Below are 25,661 nucleotides of genomic sequence, written 5' to 3'. Positions count from 1 at the left end.
GCCTGAGTTCACTCGCGCAGCGATTGACGGGCATTGATGAAGTTGAGTGTGTCACGCCGGATTTGAATGGCGTTCCACGGGGCAAAGTGATGACCTGCGAGGGGTTTCTCGACGGTCGACGATTGCAGATGGCGCGGGGCGTGCTGTTGCAATGCATCATGGGCGGATACCCGCCGGCGCGTTTTTACGGCAGCGATGATGGCGACCTGGCGCTGATCCCGGACCCAGCACAAATCCACCGCTTGCCCTGGAGCCATCCACCGCGGGGCTTCGCCATTTGCGACGCGAATGAACTGGGCACCACCACCAGCTCCAGCCTGTCGACCCGTGGTCAGCTCAAGGCCGTGATTGCCCGTTACGCGGCCCGCGGCCTGGCGCCCGTGGTGGCGACCGAGCTTGAGTTCTTCGTTTTTGCGCCTAACACCGACCCGACTCAGTCGTTCCAGCCACCGCTGGGGCTGGATGGTCGTCGCGAGGATGGTCAGTCGGCGTTCAGCGTCAGCTCCAACAATGGGCTGCGCCCCTTCTTCAATGAAGTCTACGAATGTATGGCTGCGTTGGGGCTGCCCCGCGATACGTTCATGCACGAAATGGGCGTCAGCCAGTTCGAGATCAATCTGCTGCATGGCGATCCATTGCTGCTGGCCGACCAGACGTTCCTGTTCAAGCACTTGCTCAAGGAAGTTGCCCTCAAGCACGGCCTGAGCGTGGTGTGCATGGCCAAGCCGCTGGCGCATACGCCGGGCAGTTCGATGCATATTCACCAGAGTGTCGTCGAGATCGATTCGGGGCGAAACGTGTTCAGTGACAAGGCGGGGCGGGAGACGGCAACCTTCCGTCACTTCATTGCCGGACAGCAAGTGTGCATGGCCGACTTCACTGCGTTGTTTGCGCCGAACGTGAACTCCTATCAGCGCTTGTGCCACCCTTACGCCTCACCGAATAATGCCTGCTGGTCCTATGACAACCGGGCAGCCGGCTTGCGCATACCGGCCAGTTTGCCGGTGGCCCGCCGGGTCGAGAACCGCTTGCCGGGCGCTGATGCCAATCCGTATCTGGCGATTGCCGCAAGCCTGGCGGCGGGGTTGCATGGCATCGAGGACGCGTTAGAGCCGAGCGCGCCGATCCAGGGTGAGTTCGAAGTGCCAGACAATCTTTCGTTGCCCTGTACCTTGCATGCGGCACTGGAGCGTCTGAAACGTAGCCAGTTGGCCAAGGAACTGTTCGGCGTGGAATTCATCGAAGGCTACATCGCTTCGAAGACCCTGGAGCTGAGCAGTTTCCATAATGAAATTACTCCCTGGGAACGGCGTGTTTTAGCAGCCCAGGCCTGACGATCCGTCGACATCCGGCTATCGTTTAGCGATAGCCGATTATCACTGCAAGGAGCCGCTCGGAACGCCGATGCGCCAAATCTGGAAATCCTTTCGAGCACTGTATTTCGCCTCGCTGATGATGTTGATCGGTTCAGGCCTGTTGAGTACTTACCTGGGCCTGCGCCTGGCGGCCGACCATGTCGACAGCCTGTGGGTCGGTGCGTTGATGGCCGCCAACTACTTCGGCCTGGTGCTGGGGGGCAAGATCGGTCACCGGTTGATTGCCCGGGTCGGGCATATCCGGGCCTACTCGGCCTGTGCCGGAATCGTCGGCGCGGCGGTGTTGGGTCATGGCCTGATCGACTGGCTGCCGGCCTGGCTGTTCCTGCGGGTGATCGTCGGCCTCGGCATGATGTGCCAGTACATGGTGATCGAGAGCTGGCTGAACGAACAGGCCGAAGCCAAGCAGCGCGGGTTGGTGTTCAGCGGTTACATGATCGCCTCTTACCTGGGCCTGGTGATGGGGCAACTGATTCTGGTCATGCACCCGGCGCTGGGGCTGGAACTGCTGATGCTGGTCGCCCTGTGTTTCGCCCTGTGCCTGGTGCCCGTGGCGCTGACCCGGCGGATCCACCCTGCACCCTTGCATCCGGCGCCCATGGAGCCACGGTTCTTTATCAAGCGTGTGCCGCAATCATTGAGTACGGTGCTGGGGGCAGGGCTGATCGTCGGTTCGTTCTACGGTCTGGCGCCGCTGTATGCCTCGCAGCAAGGATTGTCCACGGAGCAGGTCGGCCTGTTCATGGGTAGCTGTATTTTTGCCGGGTTGCTGGTGCAGTGGCCGTTGGGCTGGTTGTCCGACCGCTACGATCGGGCCGTGTTGATCCGCAGTTTCGCATTCAGCCTGGCCCTGGCTGCACTGCCGCTGGCGATCATGCCGCAGGTGCCGTTGGAGGTTCTGTTTATCGCCGGTTTTGTCTGTTCGCTGGTGCAGTTCTGCCTGTATCCGTTGGCGGTGGCGTTCTCCAATGACCATGTCGAAGGCGATCGCCGGGTATCCCTGACGGCAATGTTGCTGGTGACCTACGGCGTTGGCGCGAGTATCGGGCCGCTGGTGGCAGGCGTGCTGATGAAGCTGTTCGGCAGCCAGATGCTCTATGCCTTCTTCAGTTTCTTTGCGTTGGTGCTGGTATGGCGGATTCGCCCGAAAGCTGTGACCAACCTGCATCAGGTGGAAGATGCGCCGCTGCATCACGTGGCCATGCCGGACAACATGACGAGTTCACCGCTGGTGGCCTGCCTCGACCCGCGTGTTGATGAGCAGGTGGTGCAGGATCAGATGCAAAATCCGGTGAGTACCGGGTCAGAGCCTGAATCAGAACCTGAGGCTGATGTAACCGAGGATGAAACCGATCAGCCACCGCAAGACCCTGATACAGGGCGAGACCCGAACTTCAGCGAGGCCAGGCCTTAAATCAGGGCATAAAAAAACGGGCAGTCACCGCAAGGGACTGCCCGTTTTTGTAGGAGCTGGCTTGCCAGCGAAGACGTCCGTTGTATCGATGCAAGGTTAAAGGACGCCTTCGCCGGCAAGCCGGCTCCTACAGGGGCCGTGCTACATCAGAGATCGTCTTTGTCGAAGCGACGCGCTTCGCGTTGCAACTGGTAGACGAAGCGTTCGACCTGACGCTGCACCAGCCCGCTCATGTTATGGAAGCGAACGCCGGCGAAGGTGGTGGAGATTTTTTCTTCGAAGTGCAGATAACGCAACTCGACCGGCGCGGTCATCTTGCCAAAGGGCAGTTCGGCGCTGAAGCGGTCGTAAACCTGACCCAGTTGCAGGCTGCCAGTGATGTCACCATCGAAACGCAGTTTGCAGCCGGTAGCGGAAATATCCAGCAGCTTGCCGCTGATGGAGGCCTTGAGCTTTTCGCCGTCGAGGTTGACGTTGACCAGTTGTGCCAGCTTCAGTGCCGCACGGAACGCATTACGGCGCTGGTGGTACACCACTTCATCGGGCAGGGTGCCACGATAGCAGCGGCTGCCACCGGATTCGTCGATGTTCAATTGGCCGTTGCTTTCCCAGGCTATGCGTACGCCTTCGTGAAAGCCTTCGACCCTGAACGGCTCGCCCGCCAGCAGGTAGCGCTCGCCGTCACGGGGAATCATTTCGTCCAGGGCAATCATATTGCTGTCACGGTCCAGGTCCACCAGGTAGCTCTGGAAGCGCTGGCTGCGCTCGTGGAACGTAATGATCAGCGGGTCATGGCTTTCGAGCAGCTGGCGCAGGTTGCTGGAGATTTCCAAGGGCGTGGAGAGCACCTTGGGTGGCTGCGGAGCATCATCCACGGATAAGGCATTGGACACGGTTAATCAATCTCCAGACAAAATTTGACTACGGCAGGCTAGCAGTTTGCCAGTATGTTGCGCGTCTTGATAGAGCGGGGGCATTGACCGGTTCATGCCTGACTGAGCGGGCGCGGCTTGGCAAGCTTGGAGAATGTTCCGCTGGCATCGTAAAGCGCCGGGGTTTCACCGCCGGTGAGGATTTTCAGCTGGGTGGCCGTAGCGGCCTGCTGAGTGAGGATCGACTGGCCGTTGTTGGCGTTGATGGCCTGACACTGGGCCAGGAGATCGGTCAGCACGTCACTTTGCGCCAGCAACTGCTCGCCAATGCTCGACTGGCTGGCCAGTTGCTCCAGACCGCCACGGTTGGTCGGCAGGTTGAGGCTGGCGAGGACTTCACTGCGCTTGCGGCCATGCTGTTCGAGCAAAACGACCAATGCCTGTTTCTGCGCCAGGATGTCCTCGAGCAATGGCATGTCGCGGCCATGCAATGCGAGGGATTCGGTCTGCAGCAGTTCCAGCAGGTGTTGCGCTGGAGCAAAGTCGTCGGTGATCAGTTGCAGTAAATGAGTGTCGTGCATGGCTGGCCTTGGGTTTTAAGCGTCCAAAAGCCTGGCGCTGGCGGTGGCCTAGCGCTGGGCTTCGAAGTTGAGCAGTTTGTTGGCTACACGGTTGCTGTCGACTTTATAGCTGCCATCGGCAATCGCTGCTTTCAACTCGGCCACGCGGGCGTTGTCGACGGCGGGTTGATCGCGCAGCTTGTCAGTGACCTTCTGCAACTGTTGAGCCTCATCGCTGAGATGTACCGATTCCCCGCTTTTGACGGTACCGGCCTGTTCGGCCGCGGACTCCAGCGGCAAGGATTTGCCGGCTTCGGCGCTTTCCTTGCTGGCGCTGGTACGTGTACTGCCCGTAAGGGACGAGGAGCTGTTCAAACGGCTGAAATCGATGACCATGATAAAAAACCTCTGGGAATTTGGACGCTTGCCATGGTTTCGGCCATTCCCTGGAAAACTTTAGGCCCATTTATCAATGAACCTTGCGCGCGCCAGCGCTTACCGTGCCTGGAACACAGTCTAGGGAACAGCCGCGGCAAGTGCCACATTCCGATGAACTGAGCGCCTTACATGGACACTTCCACCTGCCCCGGCGCCATGACCTGCGCCTTGATGACCCTTTGGGAATTGAGGTTCTTCACCCGAATCTGTTCGCTCAGGCTGCCGTTTGACAGGGCTTCGCCCGGCATGCGCACGCTGAGTGTGCCGCTGCGGGCGGTAATCACCACCTGATCACCCTTGCGGATGACCTCGGCCTGTTCGATATGCACCAGGGTAATCACCTGGTCGGCGACCATTGGTCGGGTCAGTCGCTGCCCGATCGCCTGATCGAGAGAGGTCAGGTAGCCCTGGCTGATGAGGCTGATATCGCGCTCGCGCAGGACCACATCCCCAGGTTCGACAATGGCTGCGCGGCGCAGTGGCCGGGCGCTGGTCACGACATCGCGAAACAGGCGGACTTGAGCGGGTACGAAGACTGTCCAGGGGGAAGCGCCCTCGCAGCGGACCTTGACCGTAACCCGTCCCAACGGCTTGGGACTCTCAAGGGTTGCTGTCAATTCCTTGTCGCACATGGGCATGTGCATACGCGGATCGAGCGGGTTGACCTGGATCTCGTAGCGACCTTCCGTTTGTCTGGTAGCCAGATAGTCTTCTACGGTGAATTCAAGAAAGCCCTGAGTGACGCCGATAAGCATGTCAGGCAAGGTAACCGCGTCAGCAAGGGCAGGGCTGCCAGCGTTGAACAGGCAAACAGCCGCCAGCACGCCGAGCAATTTTCGGCAGGGTGTGGTCAGGCGTCGGAAAAATGTCGGTTCTGTGTTCATAACGATTAAAAAAGCAAGCGCCGTGCCGTTTAGTGATGAAGGCGCGTCGCAACAACACTTGGCGTTGGTGTAGGAGTCTGGGCATGGCTGGTGTAATGGATTCGGTAAACCAGCGCACGCAACTGGTGGGGCAGAATCGCCTTGAGCTGTTGTTGTTCCGTCTCGACGGCCAGCAGCTGTACGGGATCAACGTGTTCAAGGTTCGGGAGGTGCTGCAATGCCCCAAACTGACGCTGATGCCCAAGTCCAGTCCTGTCGTGTGCGGCGTGGCGAACATCCGGGGGGCGACCATTCCGATCCTTGATCTGGCAATGGCGACTGGCTCCGGTGCGTTGAAGGACAAGAACAATCCGTTCGTGATCATCACAGAGTACAACACCAAGACCCAGGGTTTCCTGGTTCGCTCGGTGGAACGCATCGTCAACATGAACTGGGAGGAGATCCATCCGCCGCCCAAGGGCACCGGGCGCGATCACTACCTGACGGCGGTGACGCGAGTCGACAATCAGTTGGTCGAAATCATCGACGTCGAGAAGGTGCTGGCGGAAGTGGCACCGACGCCGGAAGCGATTTCCGTGGGTGTGGTGGATGTCGAAACCCGGCACAAGGCGCTTTCGTTGCGAGTGCTGACGGTCGATGACTCGTCGGTGGCGCGCAAGCAGGTCACGCGTTGCCTGCAAACGGTCGGCGTCGAAGTGGTGGCGTTGAACGATGGTCGGCAAGCGCTGGATTACCTGCGCAAACTGGTCGGCGAGGGCAAAAAACCGGAAGAAGAGTTCCTGATGATGATCTCCGACATCGAGATGCCGGAGATGGACGGGTACACCCTGACGGCGGAAATCCGCAACGACCCGCGCATGCAAAAGCTTCATATCATCCTGCATACTTCGTTGTCGGGGGTATTCAATCAGGCGATGGTCAAGAAGGTCGGTGCCGATGACTTCCTGGCCAAGTTCCGTCCTGATGACCTGGCATCCCGGGTAGTCGACCGGATCAAAGCAGCAGATATCAGCTAGGGGTTCGCACCCCAGGCAGTCAACACGATTTAAGAGGCGGCATCATTGTCTACGGGTAATTTGGATTTCGAACAGTTCCGGGTATTCCTGGAAAAAGCCTGTGGCATTTTGCTCGGTGAAAACAAGCAGTACCTGGTCTCCAGCCGTCTCAACAAACTGATGGAACAGCAAGGCATCAAGTCTTTGGGTGAGCTGGTTCAGCGCATGCAGACGCAACCGCGCAGCGGTTTGCGCGAGCAGGTGGTGGATGCCATGACCACCAATGAAACCCTGTGGTTTCGAGACACCTACCCGTTTGAAGTCTTGAAGAACAAGGTACTGCCCGAAGCGATCAAGGCCAGTCCCGGCCAGCGCCTGCGCATCTGGTCGGCGGCATGCTCGTCGGGCCAGGAACCCTATTCGCTGTCGATGTCCATCGACGAGTTCGAGCGGGTCAACATGGGTCAGTTGAGGATGGGTGTGCAGATCGTTGCCACCGACCTGTCCGGCACCATGCTGAACAACTGCAAGACCGGTGAGTACGACAGCCTGGCCATCGGCCGCGGTCTGTCGCCCGAGCGTCTGCAGCGTTATTTCGACCCGAAAGGACCGGGACGCTGGGTGATCAAGGCGCCGATCAAGAGCCGCGTGGAATTCCGTTCCTTCAACCTGCTGGACAGCTACGCGAGTCTGGGCAAGTTCGACATCGTGTTCTGCCGCAACGTGTTGATCTACTTCTCCGCCGAGGTGAAGAAGGACATCCTGTTGCGCATCCACAGCACGTTGAAGCGGGGCGGTTACCTGTTCCTCGGTGCTTCCGAAGCGCTGAACGGCTTGCCGGATCATTACCAGATGGTCCAGTGCAGCCCGGGGATCATTTACCAGGCGAAGTGATGCAAAAGCGCCAGGCATAAAAACGGGAGCCCTTCGGGGCTCCTTTTTTATGCCTGGCGCTTTTGCATCACGTAGGAGCTGCCGAACGCGGCCCGAGCCTTCGGCAGCTCCTACAGGGGGGACGTGTTGCGTAGGACAAGCGGCAGAAAAGCGGCATGCGGCGGAAAACCGTTGCCGCTTTTCTGGCATTGCCGCGTTGCCATGGCCGGCAAAGCCCCGGTTTCCGGGCTTTTTTGAATTGGCATGGGGCTTGCTAAGTTGATCCTACGAAAAATCAGGTCACCCGAAGGTTTCCCGACATGAGCATCAGCTTCGATAAAGCGCTCGGTATCCACGAACAAGCCCTGGGCTTCCGCGCCCAGCGTGCCGAAGTCCTGGCCAACAACATCGCCAACGCCGATACCCCGAACTACAAGGCTCGGGACCTGGACTTCTCGAAAGTGCTCGCCGAGCAGAACGAAAAAACCAAAAGCGGCACCTTCGCCCTGAACATGACCAACAGCCGTCACATCGAGGCTGAAGGCCTGGGCAATGGCGACGAGTCGTTGCTGTATCGCACTCCGATGCAACCGTCGATCGACCAGAACACCGTGGACGCCCAGCTGGAACAGTCGAACTACGCGCAAAACGCGATCGGCTTCCAGGCCAGCTTCACCCTGCTCAACAGCAAATTCAAAGGGCTGGTATCAGCCCTGCGCGGAGAGTAAGCCATGTCTCTATCCAGTGTTTTCAACATTGCCGGTAGCGGCATGAGTGCGCAGACCACGCGTTTGAACACCGTCGCTTCGAACATCGCCAACGCCGAGACGGTTTCGTCGAGCATCGACCAGACCTACCGCGCGCGTCATCCAGTGTTCGCCACCATGTTCCAGGGCGGCCAGAGCGGCGGCAGCGACTCGCTGTTCCAGAACCAGGATGCCGCCGGTCAGGGCGTGCAGGTGCTGGGTGTGGTCGAAGACCAGAGCAACCTCGAGGCGCGCTACGAGCCGAACCATCCGGCGGCCGATGCCAAGGGCTACGTCTACTACCCGAACGTCAACGTGGTTGAAGAAATGGCCGACATGATTTCTGCGAGCCGTTCGTTCCAGACCAACGCCGAAATGATGAACACCGCCAAAACCATGATGCAGAAGGTCCTGACCCTCGGTCAGTGATAAGGGACGACTCAGATGAGTGTTACCGATTCCACCAGCGGTTTGAGCCTCAACGATATCCTGGCCAATTCCTCGATCAAGACCAGCGCCACGACTGACGGCCTCGCGTCGGCAACCGGCAGCGCCACGGGCAACAAGGCCCTGGGCAAGGATGCGTTCCTGCAGTTGCTGGTGACCCAGCTGAAAAACCAGAACCCGCTGGAGCCCCAGGACAACGGCGCGTTCGTGGCCCAGTTGGCGCAGTTCAGCAGCCTGGAAGGCATCACCACGCTCAACAACACCGTGAGCGGCCTGGCCAGCAACTACAACTCGTCCCAGGCCTTGCAGGCGTCGTCGCTGGTGGGCCGTTCGGTCATCGCGCCGGGCGACAAGGCTGTGGTCGATACCACCAAGAGCCTCAGTGGCACGGTGGTGGTTCCGTCTTCGGTGGTGTCCGCCACCCTGAAGATCACCGACGCCGACGGTAAGACCGTGCGCACCATCGACCTCGGTTCGCAGAAGGCCGGCAACGCCAGCTTCATCTGGGACGGCAAGAACGATGCGGGTGAGACGGTACCTGCGGGCACCTACACCTTCGGCGCCACGAGCACGATCGATGGCCAGTCCGTCGCGTTGATCACCAACCTGCCGGCGACCGTCAACAGCGTGACCATCAGCCAGACCGGCGGTGAGTTGATGCTCAATCTGGCCGGGCTGGGCAGCGTTGCCCTGTCCAAAGTACAAACCATTGGTATGTAGAGCCGACTAACACGGCACAAAGGAGTGGATGATGTCTTTCAATATCGGCCTTAGCGGTCTCTATGCAGCCAACAAACAACTGGACGTGACCGGCAACAACATCGCCAACGTCGCGACCACCGGTTTCAAATCGTCCCGTGCAGAATTCGAAGACGTGTACTCGGCGACCCGCCTGGGCACCGGCAGCAAGACCGTCGGCAACGGCGTGCGCCTGGCCAACGTTTCCCAGCAGTTCGGCCAGGGTGACGTAAGCAACACGGGTAACGTGCTCGACATGGGTATCCAGGGCAACGGTTTCTTTGTCCTGAGCAACAACGGTTCGCTGACCTACACCCGTGCCGGTACATTCAAGACCGACAAGGAAGGCTACGTCACCAACAGCGACGGTACGGCCCGCCTGCAAGGTTACGGTGTGGATGCCAACGGCAAGATCGTCAATGGCGTGCTGACCGACCTGCGCATCGACACCTCCAACCTGGCACCGAAATCCACCAGCACCGTGTCGTCGACGATCAACCTGAACTCCACCTCGGCGGTGATCGACCAGACGGTTGCGGCGAACAAGTTCGACCCGTCCAAGACCGAGACCTTTACCAAGTCGTTCAGTACCCCGATCTTCGATACTCAGGGTAACCAGCACACCATGGATCAATACATGGTCAAGACTGGAGCGAACACGTGGGACACCTACACGCTGATCGATGGCCGTAATCCGGATGGCAGTGATCCTACCGTTACCGCGCCGGTTGCTTCGACCATGTCGTTCGATTCCACCGGCAAACTGACCTCGGTCAGCACACCGGTGACGCCGCCAACCACGCCGCCGACTTCGGTGATCAGCAGTGACCTGAAAATCACCAACTGGACTCCGGGCAGTGTCACCAATGGCGTCTGGACAGCCAACGGCGCCGCAGCCGATCCGGCTGGATTGACCATCGCCATGGCCAACACCACCCAGTTCAACGCCGACACCGCGCGTTCGATTCCGGCGCAGAACGGTTACGCCACTGGCCAGATCACCAACCTGACCATCGACGGCAGCGGTGTGTTGCTGGCCAACTTCAGCAACAACCAGACCAAGCCGATCGGCCAGATCTCCCTGGCCAGCTTCACCAACGAACAAGGCCTGCAGCCGGTCGGCGGCACCAGCTGGAAGGAAACCTACGCGTCGGGCATCCCGGGCTACGATGCGCCGGAGACTGGCACCCTGGGTTCGATCGTTTCCAACTCCCTGGAAGAGTCCAACGTCAACCTGACCAACGAACTGGTCGACCTGATCAAGGCGCAGAGCAACTACCAGGCGAACGCCAAGACCATCTCCACCCAGAGCACCATCATGCAGACCATCATTCAGATGGCTTGATGCTGGATTGTGCTGTATGAAAAGCCCCTCGGAAGAGGGGCTTTTTTGTGGGTGGCAGATAAAGATCTTAAGGCAGACAAAAGAAAACCCCCGACAAGCCAGAGGCTCATCGGGGGTTTCAGATAAGCGCCTTTCAGCGCTTACCGGCTCAGCTTATTGGCAAGCTTCGCAATCCGGCTCGTCGATGGCGCAAGCCTTCGGCACTGGAGCAGGACCGGCAGGCGCTGCCAGGACCGAGTCGTCACCGTGGTTGCCGCCGCTGGAAACAGCGTTCAGCTTGCCGGTGTTGATGGTCGACTTCTCGGTGCTGGTCGCGGCCAGGGCACGGAGGTAGTAAGTGGTTTTCAGGCCACGGTACCAGGCCATGCGGTAGGTCACGTCCAGCTTCTTGCCCGAAGCGCCAGCGATGTACAGGTTCAGCGACTGAGCCTGGTCGATCCACTTCTGACGACGGCTTGCCGCGTCGACGATCCACTTGGTGTCAACTTCGAAGGCGGTCGCATAGAGCTCTTTGAGTTCTTGCGGGATGCGCTCGATCTGCTGCACCGAACCGTCGTAGTACTTCAGGTCGTTGATCATGACCGAGTCCCACAGACCGCGAGCCTTCAGGTCGCGAACCAGGTACGGGTTGATCACGGTGAATTCGCCCGACAGGTTCGATTTCACATACAGGTTCTGGTAGGTCGGTTCGATCGACTGCGAAACGCCAGTGATGTTGGCGATGGTCGCGGTCGGTGCGATGGCCATGATGTTGGAGTTACGAATGCCTTTCTGTACACGGGCGCGAACCGGTGCCCAGTCCAGGGATTCGTTCAGGTCGACATCGATGTACTTCTGGCCACGGGCCTCGATCAGGATCTGTTGCGAATCCAGCGGCAGGATGCCTTTGGACCACAGCGAACCCTGGAAGGTGTCGTAGGCGCCACGCTCATCGGCCAGGTCGCAGGACGCCTGGATCGCGTAGTAGCTGACCGCTTCCATCGACTTGTCGGCGAACTCGACGGCAGCATCGGAACCGTAAGGGATGTGCTGCAGGTACAGCGCGTCCTGGAAGCCCATGATGCCCAGGCCGACCGGACGGTGCTTGAAGTTGGAGTTCTGCGCTTGCGGCACCGAGTAGTAGTTGATGTCGATCACGTTATCGAGCATGCGCACGGCGGTGTTCACGGTGCGTTGCAGCTTGGCGGTGTCCAGCTTGCCGCCCACGATGTGGTTCGGCAGGTTGATCGAGCCCAGGTTGCAAACGGCGATCTCGTCCTTGTTGGTGTTCAAGGTGATCTCGGTGCACAGGTTCGAGCTGTGGACCACGCCGACGTGCTGCTGCGGGCTGCGCAGGTTGCACGGGTCCTTGAAGGTCAGCCACGGGTGGCCGGTTTCGAACAGCATGGACAGCATCTTGCGCCACAGGTCTTTGGCCTGGATGGTCTTGAACAGCTTGACCTTGCCCGGGTACTCGGTCAGGGCTTCGTAGTACTCGTAGCGCTCTTCGAAGGCCTTGCCGGTCAGGTCGTGCAGGTCCGGTACTTCGGACGGCGAGAACAGGGTCCACTTGCCGTCATCGAAGACGCGCTTCATGAACAGGTCCGGGATCCAGTTGGCGGTGTTCATGTCGTGGGTACGACGACGGTCATCACCGGTGTTCTTGCGCAGCTCGATGAACTCTTCGATGTCCATGTGCCAGGTTTCCAGGTAGGCACATACAGCGCCTTTGCGCTTGCCGCCCTGGTTAACCGCTACGGCGGTGTCGTTCACTACTTTCAGGAACGGCACGACGCCCTGGGACTTGCCGTTGGTGCCCTTGATGTACGAACCCAGCGCACGCACCGGTGTCCAGTCGTTGCCCAGGCCGCCAGCGAATTTCGACAGCATGGCGTTGTCGTGGATCGCGTGGTAGATGCCCGACAGGTCATCCGGCACGGTGGTCAGGTAGCAGCTCGACAGCTGTGGACGCAGGGTACCGGCGTTGAACAGGGTCGGAGTCGAAGCCATGTAGTCGAAGGACGACAGCAGGTTGTAGAACTCGATCGCGCGGTCTTCTTTGTGCTTCTCTTCGATTGCCAGGCCCATGGCCACACGCATGAAGAAGATCTGCGGCAGTTCGAAACGCACGCCATCCTTGTGGATGAAGTAACGGTCGTACAGGGTCTGCAGGCCCAGGTAGGTGAATTGCTGGTCGCGCTCGTGATTGATCGCCTTGCCCAGTTTTTCCAGGTCGAAGGTGGCCAGCACAGGGTTCAGCAGTTCGAACTCGATACCTTTGGCGATGTAGGCCGGCAGCGCCTTGGCGTACAGGTCGACCATTTCGTGGTGGGTGGCGCTTTCGGCGACGCCGAGGAAACCCAGGCCTTCGCCGCGCAGGGTGTCCATCAGCAGGCGCGCGGTCACGAACGAGTAGTTCGGCTCGCGTTCAACCAGGGTACGGGCGGTCATCACCAGGGCGGTGTTGACGTCGTTCAGGGCCACGCCGTCGTACAGGTTCTTCAGGGTTTCGCGCTGGATCAGGTCGCCGTCGACTTCTTCCAGGCCTTCGCACGCTTCGGTGACGATGGTGTTCAGGCGGCCCATGTCCAGTGGCGCCAGGCTGCCGTCGGCACGGGTGATGCGGATCGACGGGTGAGCGTTGACCGCTTCCTCGGCCGGTGCGTGGGCAGCGCGTTCTTTCGAACGACCGTCACGGTAGATCACGTAGTCGCGAGCGACTTTCTGCTCGCCGGCACGCATCAGGGCCAGTTCGACCTGGTCCTGGATTTCTTCGATGTGGATGGTGCCGCCCGATGGCATGCGACGCTTGAAGGTCGCGGTGACCTGTTCGGTCAGGCGGGCAACAGTGTCGTGGATTCGCGACGAGGCAGCAGCGGTGCCGCCTTCAACTGCGAGGAACGCTTTGGTGATGGCGACGGTGATTTTGTCATCGGTGTAGGGAACGACAGTGCCGTTACGCTTGATCACGCGCAGTTGGCCAGGCGCGGTGGCGGACAGATCCGAATTCGAATCAGCGGCCTGCGGCAAGGTGCCCTGCGGGTTCTCGCGAGTTGTGTCGGTTTGCATGGGGGAGTGTCTCCACATTCTCTATGTTTGTTTGGGCACCATCACGGTGCCCACCGTTCCGTCCTGAAGCACTACAACCGGCGAGCGCCGGGCATAACGACTTCGGGACAGTAGGAAGGGGGCTTTATCGAGCGCCGCTTCCATGCCGAAGTCTTTGGTCTCACGCCTTGGGCCTGAAACCTTGGTCCATTGCAGGTGACAGTTGGGACTGCAACACCCGTACCGTTTTCACCACTCGGGGCCGAAATACAGTAGCCATCCGCATGCGCGGTTTGGTCTTTCGAAAATACGTTTGGTTCAACCGGACAGAGGCAGTAAAAGCGCTTGAAACTGGTGTCTGGTTTGTGTTTGGTTTTTCGCGCAAAACCCTATATCTAGGGTTTTTTTAGCGCCGGGCTACAAGATAATGCGTTTTAGGGGGGGATTGCAACGTACTACCTGTGGATAAACCTGTGCGTAAATTGTGTGTGAAAGAGGGAACCGGCGTGTAGGCCGCGACACTGCTGGACCGGACCTTTTTTCAGGGATTTTCTACGATCGAAAACGCTCGATCGGATTTTTAAGGGCGCGAACCCTATCACAAAAAACCGCTTCGTCCGAACGCATTTACCTGCTTGTGTTCTCGACGGGCGGCGTTTATACAATCGGCCCAGCGTGTATACATATTTGTCCCCCCGAATCATTACAAAAAAGACGGGCGGATCCTTCCTTATTGGTGTTTTTGGCAAGCAGAGGTCACCCGTGGAGCAAGAAGCCTGGCAGGTATTGATTGTGGAGGACGACCAGCGACTGGCTGAACTGACCCGCGATTACCTGGAAGCCAATGGCCTGCGTGTATCGATCGAAGGCGATGGTGCACTCGCTGCGAACCGCATCATCAAGGAACAACCGGACCTGGTGATCCTCGACCTGATGCTCCCCGGCGAAGATGGCCTGAGCATTTGCCGCAAGGTCCGCGCCCGCTATGACGGCCCGATCCTGATGCTCACCGCCCGCACCGATGACACTGACCAGATTCTCGGCCTGGACCTGGGGGCTGACGACTACGTGTGCAAACCGGTACGCCCGCGTCTGTTGCTGGCGCGCATCCAGGCCCTGCTGCGTCGCAGTGAAGCACCCGAAGCCGCCCCGGAAAAACAGCGGCGTCTACAGTTCGGCCCGCTGATCGTCGACAACGCCTTGCGCGAAGCCTGGTTGCAGGGCAACGGCATCGAGCTGACGAGCGCCGAATTCGACTTGCTCTGGCTGTTGGTGGCCAATGCCGGGCGCATCCTCTCCCGGGAGGAGATCTTCACTGCGCTGCGGGGCATCGGCTATGACGGTCAGGACCGCTCCATCGATGTGCGCATCTCGCGCATCCGCCCGAAGATCGGCGATGACCCGGAGCATCCACGGCTGATCAAGACCGTGCGCAGCAAAGGTTATCTGTTCGTTCCCGAGGCTTGCGTAGACCAGACCCTGTGAACTCGATCTTCCTGCGTATCTATGGCGGCATGTGCGCAGCGCTGATTCTGGTGGCGGTGCTCGGTGTGCTGGCGTTGCACCTGCTCAATCAGGTGCGCAGCGAGCAATACCGCGAGCGTCTGGCCCACGGCACATTCACGCTGATGGCCGACAACCTGCAACCGATGAACCAGACCGAGCGCCACCGGGCCTTGCTGGTGTGGGAGCGGCTGCTGGGGATTCCGCTGGCGCTGAAAACCTTTGCCGGGACCGACCTCGACCTGGCCCAGCGCACCCGTGTGTTGCGTGGCCAGGCATTGGTGGAACAGACCGGGCCGCACGCGGCGAAGGTATACAAGCTGGTGAGCGACAAGGAACAGTTGATGCTCACCGGGGAAGTGCAGCAGATCAGCGAGCAACTGGCCCGGGCGACCATCTACCTGTTGACCGATGAACTGGTGCGCACCCCGGTAGCCGATCAGCCCTTGCGCCTGGCGCAATTAAAGGAAAGCAAGGGCTTCGGCTTCGACCTGCGCCTGGTCACGGTTGACGAGGCGGACATGGACGAAGACCAGCGCCGCCGGGTGTCCGAGGGCGACACTGTGATGGCGTTGGGCAAAGGCGGCGATTCGATCCGGGTATTTGCTGGCATGGTCGGCACGCCGTGGGTCCTGGAAATCGGCCCGTTGTATCAGATGAATCCTTATCCGCCGGAATGGCTGGTGCTGATTGCCGCGCTGGGTCTGACGCTGATCGGTTTGATCGTCTATCTGCTGGTGCGTCAGCTGGAGCGACGCTTGCGTGGCCTCGAGGCCGCCGCCACGCGCATCGCCAAGGGCAGTCTGGAAACCCGCGTGCCGGCGCGCGGTGCGGATTCTGTGGGGCGGTTGGCGGCGGCGTTCAACGGCATGGCCGAGCACTTGCAGCAGTTGCTGGCGATCCAGCGCGAACTGGTGCGCGCGGTGTCCCACGAATTGCGCACGCCGGTGGCCCGCCTGCGCTTTGGCCTGGAGATGATCGGTTCGGCCACCACGCCGCAAGCCCTGGAAAAATACTGCCAGGGCATGGACCACGACATCGAGGATCTCGACCGGTTGGTGGACGAGATGCTGACCTACGCGCGGCTCGAACAGGGTTCGCCGGCGCTGAACTTTCAGCGGATCGATCTGGATGCCTTGGTCAATCAGGTGATCGAAGAGCTGGCGCCATTGCGTGCCGATGTCACGGTGCAGCGAGGGTTGTGCCTGTCGGCGGCCGATAACGACGACGCCTGGGTCGAGGCCGAACCGCGTTATCTGCACCGGGCGATCCAGAACCTGGTGAGCAACGCCATGCGCCATGCGCAATCACGGGTGACTATCAGTTATCAGGTGGGGCAGCAGCGATGCCGGGTGGATATCGAGGATGACGGGCCGGGTGTGCCGGAGTCGGCGTGGGAGAAGATCTTCACGCCGTTCCTGCGACTCGACGACAGCCGCACCCGGGCGTCTGGAGGCCATGGGTTAGGCCTGTCCATTGTGCGACGCATCATCCATTGGCATGGCGGGCGGGCATTGATTGGCAAGAGCAAGAGCCTGGGCGGGGCGTGCTTCAGCTTGAGCTGGCCACGCAATCAGGAGAAGCGTTGAGCCTTGTGTTGTCTGATAGGACCCCATCGCGAGCAGGCTCGCTCCCACAGGGATTTGTGGTGAGACATAGATCCAATGTGGGAGCGAGCCTGCTCGCGAAGGGGCCCGAATGTGCGCCCAAAAAACTCAGGCCTTGATGCTGACCAGACTCAACAACTGCCCATCCTTGACCCCGAACTGCGCATCCAGCTCGGTGCCGTTGCGCCATTCGCTGGACAAATCAGTAAGCAATCGCAACCGCACCTCACCCGACTCACGCCATTCCAGCACTTCGGCGTGTTCGAAGTAAAAACGTTGCTGAACGATCGGATAGAGCGCCTTGAACAGGCTTTCCTTGACCGAGAACGTAAGGGTGACCAGCAACGCCCGTTGATCGTGATCACCGGCCGCCATGCGCTGTAGCTCCGGCGGGTTGAGGATTTCCCCGGCCAGGCGTTCGGCCCGTTCGGCATTGAGCAGGTTTTCCAGATCCATGCCCAGGCCGCGCCAATGGCTTTTGTTCGCCACGATCGCCGCGGCCCGGCCAGTGCTGTGGGTGATCGAGCCAGTGATATGAGCAGGCCAGACCGGTGCCCGGTCTTCACCGATGGCCGGAATGAAGCTCAAACCTTCGAGCCGCTGTAACGCAGCCCGGGCACACACCCGCCCGGCGAGAAACTCTGCCTGTCGTTTGGCGACCGAGCGCTGGATGCTCGCCGGCGCTTCGACAGCGCTGCGCTGAAAGTCATCGCTGGCCAGTCGGACGCTATCGAAGTGAGTGCTCAACAGGACCGTATCGGGCAGCACAAACGGCAGCGGCCAATGGTCATCGAGTGGCGTGCAGCAGACGGGCAGGGCGGGGGCTGAATTCATGGGGGGCATTTTGCCGGGTTGCCTTGGGACTGGGTAGTGCAAAGCTTCAGATCGGTGTTGCTGCCTTCGCGAGCAGGCTCGCACACAGTGGATTTGTGTCGCTGCACAATTCCTGTGGGAGCGAGCCTGCTCGCGAAGCGGTCTACCGGCTCAGCTGAAGATCTTCTTGAAAAACGCCTGCATGTCCGCCCAGGATTTTTCATCCGCGGCCTTGTTGTAGCCGATGTCCGGCCCGCCATGATCGCCATGGCTTAACCGGTCGGCATCCGGGTTGGTGAAGCCGTGCCTGGCGCCGTCGAGGCTGACGAATTTGTAGTCGGCGCCGGCCTTGTCCATCTCGTTCTTGAAAGCCGTGATGTTTTCCGGGGTGACGATGCTGTCCAGCGACCCGTGTTCCACAAGGATCTTCGCCTTGACGCTGCCTGGCGTTGCCGGCGTGTTGGTCGCCAAGGCGCCATGGAAACTCACCACGCCTGCCAATGGCACGCCCTGTCTTGCGGCGTTGAGCACCACGCCACCACCGAAGCAGTAGCCGATGGCGGCGATTTTATGCGGATCGGTTTGCGGTTGTTTTTTCAGCAGGTCGAGCCCGGCCTGAAACCTCGCGCTCGACACGGCACTGTCTTTTGCCACGGCTTGCATGAACGCCATGGCGTCTTTGGGGTGCTCGGTATTTTTGCCATCACCGTACATGTCAATGGCCAGGGCGCTGTAGCCCAGGCTGGCGAGATCCCGGGCGCGGCGCTTGGCGTACTCGTTCAGGCCCCAGAACTCATGCACCACCACGACCCCGGGGCGCGGGCCCTTGATCGCATCGTCATAGGCGTAATAGCCGATCATTTTCGTGCCGTCGGCACTTTGGTAGGGGATTTCCCGGGTCTGGATGGCGGCCTGGCTGAGCCCGCACAAGGCCAGTAGGAGGACGGCGAAGAACATGCGCATGGTCGAAACTCCTGTTGAAACGTGTCGAAACATTCGGGAAAGGGCGGTTCAGCCCAGGTTCAGAGTGCGTTCAGGGGGAGTTCAGGACCCGCTGCGTAACCTTGCCCCGTACCCAAAAAACAAACGGCACATGAGGTAACTCCCTAATGACTGCATTCAAAAAACTGCTTCTGGCAATCACGGTTCTGGGCGCAAGCTCCGCAGCCTTCGCGTCCGACGACAACTTCGCCAGCCTTACTCTTGGACAGACCAGCGACAAGGTCAAAAAGTCCCACGCCCTGAACGACAACCTCAATCACCCGAACGCCGATGGCGTGATCGGCAAGGACACCACCTGGGGTGTTCGTCTGGGCCAGCAAAATACCAAGGGCCGCTACTACGCCACATACGACAATGTATCGGGCTCGCACAACGGCATTAAACTGCGTCAGGAAAACCTCCTGGGCAGCTACGATCTGTTTTACCCGGTGGGCGGCAGCACCAGGCTGTTCGGTGGTGCCACGGCCGGCCTGACCAAAATGACTCAGGAATCGCCAGGCTTCAGCCGCGACAGCAATATTGGCTACGCCATCGGTGGTCAGGCGGGTGTGTTGCAACAGGTTTCGCAGAACACCTCGGTTGAACTGGGTTACCGTTACCTGCGCAGCAACGCCAGCACTGAGATGAGCGAGCGCGGTGGCAACAAGCAGGGTTCGCTGGACCTGACCAGCAGCGCCCAGACTTACCTGTCCGCCAACTACGCTTTCTAACAAGGGCATGCGCCAACGCGAAGACTGTAGGAGCGAGCTTGCTCGCGAAAGCGGTGTGTCAGGCAACATCAATGTTGACTGTGCCACCGTCTTCGCGAGCAAGCTCGCTCCTACAGTGACCGTTGCCATGTTAGCTATTGAGGTGAGACGTTGTGCTTTTGGAGATGTTGATTTGCCCGGGAGAGCGTTATGAAACTGCTGGTCGTCGAAGATGAAGCGCTGCTGCGTCATCACCTGAAAACCCGCCTGACGGAAAGCGGCCACGTGGTCGAGTCGGTGGCTAACGCCGAGGAGGCGCTGTACCAGACCGCGCAGTTCAACTTTGACCTGGCGGTGATCGACCTCGGACTGCCGGGCATGAGCGGGCTCGACCTGATCCGCCAGTTGCGCTCAAGCGGCAAAACCTTCCCGATACTGATCCTCACCGCGCGCGGCAACTGGCAGGACAAGGTCGAAGGCCTGGCCGCCGGCGCCGACGATTACGTGGTCAAGCCGTTTCAGTTCGAAGAACTGGAGGCCCGCCTGAATGCCTTGTTGCGCCGCTCCAGCGGATTCACCCAGTCGACCATCGTTGCTGGCCCGTTGCTGCTGGACCTGAACCGCAAGCAGGCGTCCCTCGACGAACAGCCGCTGGCACTGACCGCGTATGAGTACCGCATCCTCGAATACCTGATGCGCCATCACCAGCAAGTGGTGCCCAAGGACCGCTTGATGGAACAGCTCTACCCGGATGACGACGAGCGCGATCCGAATGTGATCGAGGTGCTGGTCGGCCGTCTGCGCCGCAAACTGGAGGGGCCGGGCGGGTTCAAACCGATCGACACCGTGCGCGGCCTGGGCTACCTGTTCAATGAGCGTTGCACTTGATCCGTTCGCTGCGCATTCGCTTGATGCTCGCTGCCACGCTGTTGGCGGTGTTGTTCATGTTGGCGCTGCTGCCGGCGATGCAAGGTGCCTTCAGCCTGGCGTTGCAGGACTCCATCGAGCAGCGTCTGGCTTCGGACGTGACCACGCTGATCTCTGCCGCACGGGTGGAGAACAACAGTCTGCAGATGCCGGCGCAATTGCCTGACGAACGCTTCAACCTCACCGACAGCCGGCTGCTTGGCTACATCTATGACCGTGAAGGGCATCTGGTCTGGCGTTCGAAGGCGACCCAGGAAGAACGCATCAATTACAAGCCGCGCTACGACGGGCGTGGCAACGAGTTTGCGCGGATCCGCGAAGCCAATGGCCAGGAGTTCTTCGTCTACGACGTCGAGGTCAAGTTGCTCGGCGGTAAAAGTGCAGCCTTCAGCATCGTGGCGCTGCAGCCGGTTCGCGAGTACGAACTGACCCTCGAAGGCTTGCGGGAAAATCTTTATCTGGGTTTTGGCGCGGCACTGCTGGTGCTGCTGGCGTTGCTGTGGGTCGGACTGACCTGGGGCTTGCAGGCATTGCGGCGCTTGAGCCAGGAACTGGACCAGATCGAAGGTGGCACCCGCGAAAGCCTCAGTGAGGAACATCCCCGTGAATTGTTGCGCCTGACCGGTTCTCTCAACCGTTTGCTGCACAGTGAACGTGAGCAGCGCAGTCGCTACCGTGATTCCCTCGATGACCTGGCCCATAGCCTGAAAACGCCGCTGGCGGTGTTGCAAGGCGTCAGTGAAGACCTGGCCCAGCGTCCTGAGGATCGCGATCAGGCCTGGGTGTTGCAAACCCAGATCGAACGCATGAGCCAGCAGATCAGCTACCAATTGCAGCGCGCCAGCCTGCGTAAAAGCGGTCTGGTACGTCATCAGGTGCGCTTGCACCCGGTACTGAAAAGCCTGTGCGACACACTGGACAAGGTCTATCGCGACAAGCGGGTGCACGTCGCGTTCGATTTGCCCGACCCGTGTTACGTACCGATCGAGCAAGGCGCTCTATTGGAGATGATGGGCAATTTGCTGGAAAACGCCTATCGCCTGTGCCTGGGCGAAATACGCATCAGCGTGCGTGAAACTCTCAGCGGCACCGAGTTGTGTGTCGAGGACGACGGCCCCGGCGTACCACAAAATCAGCGCGCACGGATTCTCGAGCGAGGAGAGCGCCTGGATCGCCAGCACCCGGGGCAGGGCATCGGCCTGGCGGTGGTCAAGGACATCATCGAGAGCTACAGCGCCAAGCTGACCTTGGGTGATTCACCGATGGGCGGTGCGGCGTTCCGGATTCTTTTTCCGGTGGTTTGACCTGAGGTTTGATAGTGTTCTTTCGAGCCTCTTCGCGGGCTTGCCCGCGAAGAGGCCAGTGAAGACACCAAAAAATTCAGCCTTGAACCTCAGTGTTCCTGCGCCCGATAAGCCCCCGGTGTCAGCCCCGTCCACTTCTTGAACGCCCGGTGAAACGCCGACGGTTCGGAAAACCCCAGCTGCTCGGCGATCTGTTGCAACGACAGGTCAGCGCGGCTCAGGTGATAAATCGCGATGTCCCGGCGCAACTGGTCCTTCAATTCCTGAAAGCTCGAACCCTCTTCCCGCAAATGCCGGCGCAAGGTCTGCGGGCTGATGTGCAGGTGGGCGGCCACGGCTTCCAGGTCGGGCCAGCGTGAACTGTCGCGACTGAGCAAGCGCCGCAGGCGGCTGCTCAAACTGTCGCCGTCATCCGGACGCGAGAGCAGGTCGGCGGGGGAGCGTTCGAGGAAATGCTTGAGGGTGCGTTCGTCCTGCAACAGCGGCATGGCCAGGTAGCGGCTGTGAAACAACAGGCTGCTCTGTGGCCTGGAAAACTCAAGCGGACAGGAAAACAACAGGTCGTACTCGGCGCCGTGTTCGGGCCGGGGGTAGCTGAACGAGGCCTGTTCCAGGCGAATACGCTGGCCGATCAGCCAGCTGCCGAAACGGTGCCAGATCACCAGCAGGCTTTCGCTGAGGAAATGGTCCGGGTCCCAGAGTTGCGAATCGTCCAGGCTCAGGCGCACCCATTCATCTTCTCGGCTCAGGGTCAAACGCGGAGCCCCGGGGAATAGGCTATAAAACAATAAGCCGCGATTGAGTGCCTTATCCAGATTGCGACAGTGAATCACGGCATGGCACATCATCGCGAAGCTGCCCGGCCTGCTTGGGGCTTGCCCGAACCCCAGGTACTCGTCGTCCAGCGCCAGCCATAACGCCTGGATCAGTTGGGTGAATTGCTCAGGCGCGATGCGTGCCCGGGGCTCGTCCAGCAACTCGGGGCTGATCCCCAGTTGTTGTAGCACGCCGCAATAGTCGTAGCCGTGCCGACGCGCACCACCAAGGGCAGCGCGGGCGAAATGACTGGCGATGGTGCGTTCGCGCATGGCAGCAGATCTGACCGTTGATCGACGGATGTTAGCTGCGCACCGTGGGCATGAACAGGGCGGATATCCGCCAAATAGCAGGACGACTTTTAATTGAAGGGCGGAAATCCGCCACATGTTTGTAACCGTTCGGTGACAGGGATTCGCTGCAACCCCAGAGATCAACAGGCTTGCAGGGATTTTACGGAAGGTGGCACGGGCCTTGCGATACAACGTGCAGATGCCTGCCGTTGCGCAGCTCGAAAAAACAAATCCCTCCAGTGCAGGAGGGTTCGCAATTGCGGTGTTGCGGGCAACAGATGGATGTTGTCACCGGGCACCCTTGAGGAACTTTGCAATGACGACTCGTCAGCCACTGTACAAATCCCTGTATTTCCAGGTGATCGTTGCAATTGTCATCGGTATTTTGCTCGGTCACTTCTATCCGCAGCTCGGTGTGGCGGTAAAGCCGCTGGGTGACGGGTTCATCAAACTGATCAAAATGATCATCGCCCCGATCATCTTCTGCACCGTCGTCAGCGGTATCGCCGGCATGCAGGACATGAAAGCGGTCGGCAAGACTGGCGGTTACGCACTCCTTTACTTTGAAATCGTTTCGACCATCGCTTTGCTGGTGGGTCTGGTCGTGGTCAACGTCGTGCAGCCAGGCGCTGGCATGCACATCGACGTAAGCACCCTGGATGCCTCCAAAGTCGCTACCTACGTAGCGGCTGGTGCTGATCAAAGTGTCATCGGCTTCCTCCTCAACGTGATCCCGGCCACCATCGTTGGCGCATTCGCCACGGGCGACATCCTGCAAGTGCTGATGTTCTCGGTGATCTTCGGTTTCGCCCTGCATCGCCTGGGTGCCTACGGCAAGCCGCTGCTGGACTTCATCGATCGCTTCGCCCATGTGATGTTCAACATCATCAACATGATCATGAAGCTCGCGCCGATCGGTGCCTTCGGTGCCATGGCGTTCACCATCGGTGCCTACGGTGTCGGCTCGCTGGTGCAACTGGGTCAACTGATGGCCTGCTTCTACATCACTTGCCTGCTGTTCATCCTGATCGTGCTGGGCTCCATCGCTCGCATGCATGGCTTCAGCGTGCTGAAGATGATCCGCTACATCCGTGAAGAACTGCTGATCGTGCTCGGTACTTCTTCTTCGGAATCGGTGCTGCCACGCATGCTGGTCAAGATGGAGCGTCTGGGCGCGAAGAAATCCGTGGTAGGCCTGGTGATCCCGACCGGCTACTCGTTCAACCTCGACGGTACCGCGATCTACCTGACCATGGCGGCCGTGTTCATTGCCCAGGCAACTGACACCCACATGGACATCACGCACCAGATCACCCTGCTGGTGGTGTTGTTGCTGTCCTCCAAAGGCGCCGCCGGTGTGACCGGTTCGGGTTTCATCGTACTGGCTGCGACCCTGTCCGCCGTGGGCCACCTGCCGGTTGCCGGCCTGGCGCTGATCCTCGGCATCGACCGCTTCATGTCTGAAGCCCGAGCCCTGACCAACCTGATCGGCAACGCCGTTGCCACTATCGTCGTGGCCAAGTGGGTCAAGGAACTGGACACCGACGTGCTGCAAGCCGAGCTGGCTTCGGGCGGTCGCGGCATTGCCGACGAGCCTAAAGATGATGTTCTGGGCCACGTCGAAGGGGCAACCCCGACGAACGCCAAGTAAGCCTTGTTGTAATGAAAAACCCGCTTCGGCGGGTTTTTTCATGCCCGGCGATTGAGCGTAACGGTCACTGCGCGTGGCGTATAAGGTGATTGCTGCAAAGCAATCGGCTGCCTAGGCTGTGGGCATCGTTAAGGGAGAACGCTCATGCTCGGTCCACTGGCATCACTCAAGGTTCTGGATTTCTCGACACTGCTGCCGGGGCCGTTCGCCTCGTTGCTGCTGGCGGACATGGGCGCCGAGGTGCTGCGCATCGAATCACCGACGCGCATGGATCTGCTGCGAGTGTTGCCACCCCATGATCAAGGCGTGTCAGCCAGTCATGCCTACCTCAACCGCAACAAACGCAGCCTCGCCCTGGACCTCAAACAGCCTGAGGCCCTTGAGGTGATCAGGTCGTTGCTACAGGACTACGACATTGTGCTCGAGCAGTTTCGCCCGGGTGTCATGGAACGTCTGGGCCTGGGCTACGAAGCCCTGAAGGCGATCAATCCCAAATTGATTTATGTGTCGATCACCGGCTACGGCCAGACCGGCCCCTACAAGGACCGCGCCGGCCATGACATCAACTACCTGGCCCTGTCCGGGCTGGCGAGTTACACAGGTCGTGCCGACAGTGGGCCGCTGCCGTTGGGCATGCAGGTGGCGGATGTCGCCGGTGGTTCGCTGCACGGGGTGATTGGCTTGCTGGCGGCGGTCATTGCCCGGCAGCAAACCGGTCAGGGCCAGCACCTGGATGTCAGCATGACCGACTGCTCGTTCAGCCTGAATGCGCTGGCAGGTGCCGGGTACCTGGCCTGTGGCGTCGAGCCGGGGCCGGAAGACCAGGTGCTCAATGGCGGCAGCTTCTACGATTACTACCAATCCCGGGATGGGCGCTGGCTGTCGGTGGGCAGCCTGGAACCGGCATTCATGAAACAGTTGTGCGCGGCGTTGGGGCTTGAGGAACTGGCCGGCCTCGGCCTGTCTGCGGCGCACCAGCAACAGCTTAAAGCCGCGCTGAAGGTCGAATTCGAAAAGTATGACTTTGCCGAGTTGCGCGCGCTTTTCGCGGAGCTGGATGCTTGTGTCGAGCCGGTGTTGAGCCTGGGGGAGGCGCTGAGTCATCCGCAGTTGCAGGCGCGGGAGTTGGTGACCGATGTGCCCCGTGGCGATGGCTCGACCCAGGCACAGATGGCTTGTCCGCTAAAGTTTTCGCAAGGTTTGCCTGAGCCCCGGCATATTGGCGCGGCGTTGGGGCAGCATACGGATCAGGTGTTGGGGGAGTTGGGGTTCAGTGCTGAGCGGATTGCAGAATTGCGGTTTGCCAAGGTGATTCTCTAGCTTCTGCTCCGGCCTCTTCGC

Annotated in this window: 23 protein-coding genes; 15 read left to right on the top strand and 8 right to left on the bottom strand. The window is 60.0% G+C overall.

The window, feature by feature from the left end; all coding sequences use genetic code 11:
* Positions 1-89 precede the first annotated feature (89 nt).
* Together AC1D19_RS24720 and AC1D19_RS24715 are read left to right on the top strand one after the other, a co-directional pair.
* Positions 90-1,334, top strand: coding sequence for a glutamine synthetase family protein (locus AC1D19_RS24720; protein ID WP_477764839.1), 1,245 nt, complete (start codon positions 90-92; stop codon positions 1,332-1,334).
* Positions 1,335-1,404: 70 nt separating this feature from the next.
* Positions 1,405-2,790 (top strand): MFS transporter, encoded by a 1,386-nt coding sequence (locus AC1D19_RS24715; protein WP_477752844.1) that lies wholly within the window; start codon positions 1,405-1,407, stop codon positions 2,788-2,790.
* Positions 2,791-2,936: 146 nt separating this feature from the next.
* Here AC1D19_RS24715 and AC1D19_RS24710 read toward each other — a convergent pair whose 3' ends face one another.
* From AC1D19_RS24710 to flgA, 4 genes are all read right to left on the bottom strand, one after another.
* A complete protein-coding gene (locus AC1D19_RS24710; RefSeq protein WP_477752843.1) occupies positions 2,937-3,683 on the bottom strand; it encodes a flagellar brake protein in 747 nt (248 codons plus the stop codon).
* A gap of 92 nt (positions 3,684-3,775) precedes the next feature.
* Positions 3,776-4,243 (bottom strand): flagella synthesis protein FlgN, encoded by a 468-nt coding sequence (locus tag AC1D19_RS24705; RefSeq protein ID WP_477764828.1) that lies wholly within the window; start codon positions 4,241-4,243, stop codon positions 3,776-3,778.
* 48 nt (positions 4,244-4,291) lie between these two features.
* Entirely contained in the window at positions 4,292-4,618 is a 327-nt protein-coding gene (flgM, locus tag AC1D19_RS24700) for a flagellar biosynthesis anti-sigma factor FlgM (RefSeq protein ID WP_477764827.1), read from the bottom strand.
* Between the two features lie 167 nt (positions 4,619-4,785).
* Complete coding sequence (flgA, locus tag AC1D19_RS24695; RefSeq protein ID WP_477764826.1) at positions 4,786-5,544, bottom strand: flagellar basal body P-ring formation chaperone FlgA; 759 nt, start codon at positions 5,542-5,544, stop codon at positions 4,786-4,788.
* 83 nt (positions 5,545-5,627) lie between these two features.
* Between flgA and AC1D19_RS24690 the strand changes: the two genes are divergently transcribed.
* From AC1D19_RS24690 to flgE, 6 genes are all read left to right on the top strand, one after another.
* Positions 5,628-6,560, top strand: coding sequence for a chemotaxis protein CheV (locus tag AC1D19_RS24690; protein ID WP_477764825.1), 933 nt, complete (start codon positions 5,628-5,630; stop codon positions 6,558-6,560).
* 45 nt (positions 6,561-6,605) lie between these two features.
* Positions 6,606-7,433, top strand: coding sequence for a protein-glutamate O-methyltransferase CheR (cheR, locus tag AC1D19_RS24685; protein ID WP_414875210.1), 828 nt, complete (start codon positions 6,606-6,608; stop codon positions 7,431-7,433).
* Between the two features lie 299 nt (positions 7,434-7,732).
* Positions 7,733-8,140, top strand: a complete 408-nt coding sequence (gene flgB, locus AC1D19_RS24680) for a flagellar basal body rod protein FlgB (RefSeq protein WP_103397733.1) — start codon at positions 7,733-7,735, stop codon at positions 8,138-8,140.
* A 3-nt stretch (positions 8,141-8,143) separates the two neighbouring features.
* Positions 8,144-8,587: a flagellar basal body rod protein FlgC gene (flgC, locus tag AC1D19_RS24675; RefSeq protein ID WP_007937507.1), complete on the top strand. Its 444-nt coding sequence runs from the start codon at positions 8,144-8,146 to the stop codon at positions 8,585-8,587.
* Between the two features lie 15 nt (positions 8,588-8,602).
* Complete coding sequence (gene flgD, locus AC1D19_RS24670; protein WP_477764824.1) at positions 8,603-9,325, top strand: flagellar hook assembly protein FlgD; 723 nt, start codon at positions 8,603-8,605, stop codon at positions 9,323-9,325.
* Positions 9,326-9,356: 31 nt separating this feature from the next.
* Positions 9,357-10,688, top strand: coding sequence for a flagellar hook protein FlgE (gene flgE, locus AC1D19_RS24665; RefSeq protein ID WP_477764823.1), 1,332 nt, complete (start codon positions 9,357-9,359; stop codon positions 10,686-10,688).
* Positions 10,689-10,841: 153 nt separating this feature from the next.
* On the opposite strand, the gene AC1D19_RS24660 is transcribed toward flgE, so the two are convergent.
* Positions 10,842-13,736, bottom strand: coding sequence for a ribonucleoside-diphosphate reductase subunit alpha (locus tag AC1D19_RS24660; protein WP_477764822.1), 2,895 nt, complete (start codon positions 13,734-13,736; stop codon positions 10,842-10,844).
* Positions 13,737-14,477: 741 nt separating this feature from the next.
* On the opposite strand from AC1D19_RS24660, the gene AC1D19_RS24655 reads away from it, so the two are divergent.
* Entirely contained in the window at positions 14,478-15,200 is a 723-nt protein-coding gene (locus tag AC1D19_RS24655; protein ID WP_477752835.1) for a response regulator, read from the top strand.
* Positions 15,197-16,807, top strand: coding sequence for an ATP-binding protein (locus AC1D19_RS24650; protein ID WP_477764821.1), 1,611 nt, complete (start codon positions 15,197-15,199; stop codon positions 16,805-16,807). Before AC1D19_RS24655 ends, AC1D19_RS24650 begins: the two co-directional genes overlap by 4 nt.
* A gap of 126 nt (positions 16,808-16,933) precedes the next feature.
* Here the strand turns inward: AC1D19_RS24650 and AC1D19_RS24645 are convergent, their stop codons facing one another.
* Both AC1D19_RS24645 and AC1D19_RS24640 read right to left on the bottom strand, forming a co-directional pair.
* A complete protein-coding gene (locus AC1D19_RS24645; RefSeq protein ID WP_477764820.1) occupies positions 16,934-17,659 on the bottom strand; it encodes a 4'-phosphopantetheinyl transferase family protein in 726 nt (241 codons plus the stop codon).
* 150 nt (positions 17,660-17,809) lie between these two features.
* On the bottom strand, positions 17,810-18,601 hold the full coding sequence (locus tag AC1D19_RS24640) for a dienelactone hydrolase family protein (RefSeq protein ID WP_477764819.1): 792 nt from the start codon (positions 18,599-18,601) through the stop codon (positions 17,810-17,812).
* A 146-nt stretch (positions 18,602-18,747) separates the two neighbouring features.
* On the opposite strand from AC1D19_RS24640, the gene AC1D19_RS24635 reads away from it, so the two are divergent.
* From AC1D19_RS24635 to AC1D19_RS24625, 3 genes are all read left to right on the top strand, one after another.
* The gene (locus AC1D19_RS24635; RefSeq protein WP_477752831.1) at positions 18,748-19,350 is read left to right on the top strand and encodes a hypothetical protein; all 603 of its coding nucleotides are present in this window, start codon (positions 18,748-18,750) and stop codon (positions 19,348-19,350) included.
* Between the two features lie 189 nt (positions 19,351-19,539).
* Entirely contained in the window at positions 19,540-20,217 is a 678-nt protein-coding gene (locus AC1D19_RS24630) for a response regulator transcription factor (RefSeq protein ID WP_108215270.1), read from the top strand.
* Positions 20,214-21,560 carry an ATP-binding protein gene (locus AC1D19_RS24625; RefSeq protein ID WP_477764818.1) on the top strand — a complete coding sequence of 449 codons (1,347 nt, stop codon included), beginning with the start codon at positions 20,214-20,216 and terminating at the stop codon, positions 21,558-21,560. Before AC1D19_RS24630 ends, AC1D19_RS24625 begins: the two co-directional genes overlap by 4 nt.
* An 89-nt stretch (positions 21,561-21,649) precedes the next feature.
* Here the strand turns inward: AC1D19_RS24625 and AC1D19_RS24620 are convergent, their stop codons facing one another.
* Positions 21,650-22,648, bottom strand: coding sequence for an AraC family transcriptional regulator (locus tag AC1D19_RS24620; protein WP_477752829.1), 999 nt, complete (start codon positions 22,646-22,648; stop codon positions 21,650-21,652).
* A gap of 337 nt (positions 22,649-22,985) precedes the next feature.
* On the opposite strand from AC1D19_RS24620, the gene AC1D19_RS24615 reads away from it, so the two are divergent.
* Together AC1D19_RS24615 and AC1D19_RS24610 are read left to right on the top strand one after the other, a co-directional pair.
* On the top strand, positions 22,986-24,320 hold the full coding sequence (locus AC1D19_RS24615) for a dicarboxylate/amino acid:cation symporter (protein ID WP_477764817.1): 1,335 nt from the start codon (positions 22,986-22,988) through the stop codon (positions 24,318-24,320).
* 144 nt (positions 24,321-24,464) lie between these two features.
* Positions 24,465-25,640, top strand: a complete 1,176-nt coding sequence (locus AC1D19_RS24610; protein ID WP_477764816.1) for a CaiB/BaiF CoA transferase family protein — start codon at positions 24,465-24,467, stop codon at positions 25,638-25,640.
* The last annotated feature ends 21 nt before the right edge of the window (positions 25,641-25,661 follow it).

The sequence above is a fragment of the Pseudomonas sp. P1_C12 genome (genome assembly GCF_056406435.1).
This window is presented reverse-complemented; position numbering and strand designations above follow the sequence as displayed.

Excerpts from the sequence above, each read along its gene's own strand:
- AC1D19_RS24635 (WP_477752831.1), top strand. The coding sequence starts at position 18,748 with ATGACTGCATTCAAAAAACTGCTTCTGGCAATCACGGTTCTGGGCGCA.
- AC1D19_RS24630 (WP_108215270.1), top strand. The coding sequence starts at position 19,540 with ATGAAACTGCTGGTCGTCGAAGATGAAGCGCTGCTGCGTCATCACCTG.
- AC1D19_RS24660 (WP_477764822.1), bottom strand. The coding sequence starts at position 13,736 with ATGCAAACCGACACAACTCGCGAGAACCCGCAGGGCACCTTGCCGCAG.
- AC1D19_RS24615 (WP_477764817.1), top strand. The coding sequence starts at position 22,986 with ATGACGACTCGTCAGCCACTGTACAAATCCCTGTATTTCCAGGTGATC.
- AC1D19_RS24690 (WP_477764825.1), top strand. The coding sequence starts at position 5,628 with ATGGCTGGTGTAATGGATTCGGTAAACCAGCGCACGCAACTGGTGGGG.
- flgE (WP_477764823.1), top strand. The coding sequence starts at position 9,357 with ATGTCTTTCAATATCGGCCTTAGCGGTCTCTATGCAGCCAACAAACAA.
- flgA (WP_477764826.1), bottom strand. The coding sequence starts at position 5,544 with ATGAACACAGAACCGACATTTTTCCGACGCCTGACCACACCCTGCCGA.
- AC1D19_RS24705 (WP_477764828.1), bottom strand. The coding sequence starts at position 4,243 with ATGCACGACACTCATTTACTGCAACTGATCACCGACGACTTTGCTCCA.
- AC1D19_RS24720 (WP_477764839.1), top strand. The coding sequence starts at position 90 with ATGACCTGCGAGGGGTTTCTCGACGGTCGACGATTGCAGATGGCGCGG.
- flgC (WP_007937507.1), top strand. The coding sequence starts at position 8,144 with ATGTCTCTATCCAGTGTTTTCAACATTGCCGGTAGCGGCATGAGTGCG.
- AC1D19_RS24610 (WP_477764816.1), top strand. The coding sequence starts at position 24,465 with ATGCTCGGTCCACTGGCATCACTCAAGGTTCTGGATTTCTCGACACTG.
- flgD (WP_477764824.1), top strand. The coding sequence starts at position 8,603 with ATGAGTGTTACCGATTCCACCAGCGGTTTGAGCCTCAACGATATCCTG.
- flgM (WP_477764827.1), bottom strand. The coding sequence starts at position 4,618 with ATGGTCATCGATTTCAGCCGTTTGAACAGCTCCTCGTCCCTTACGGGC.
- AC1D19_RS24645 (WP_477764820.1), bottom strand. The coding sequence starts at position 17,659 with ATGAATTCAGCCCCCGCCCTGCCCGTCTGCTGCACGCCACTCGATGAC.
- AC1D19_RS24640 (WP_477764819.1), bottom strand. The coding sequence starts at position 18,601 with ATGCGCATGTTCTTCGCCGTCCTCCTACTGGCCTTGTGCGGGCTCAGC.
- AC1D19_RS24715 (WP_477752844.1), top strand. The coding sequence starts at position 1,405 with ATGCGCCAAATCTGGAAATCCTTTCGAGCACTGTATTTCGCCTCGCTG.
- AC1D19_RS24620 (WP_477752829.1), bottom strand. The coding sequence starts at position 22,648 with ATGCGCGAACGCACCATCGCCAGTCATTTCGCCCGCGCTGCCCTTGGT.
- flgB (WP_103397733.1), top strand. The coding sequence starts at position 7,733 with ATGAGCATCAGCTTCGATAAAGCGCTCGGTATCCACGAACAAGCCCTG.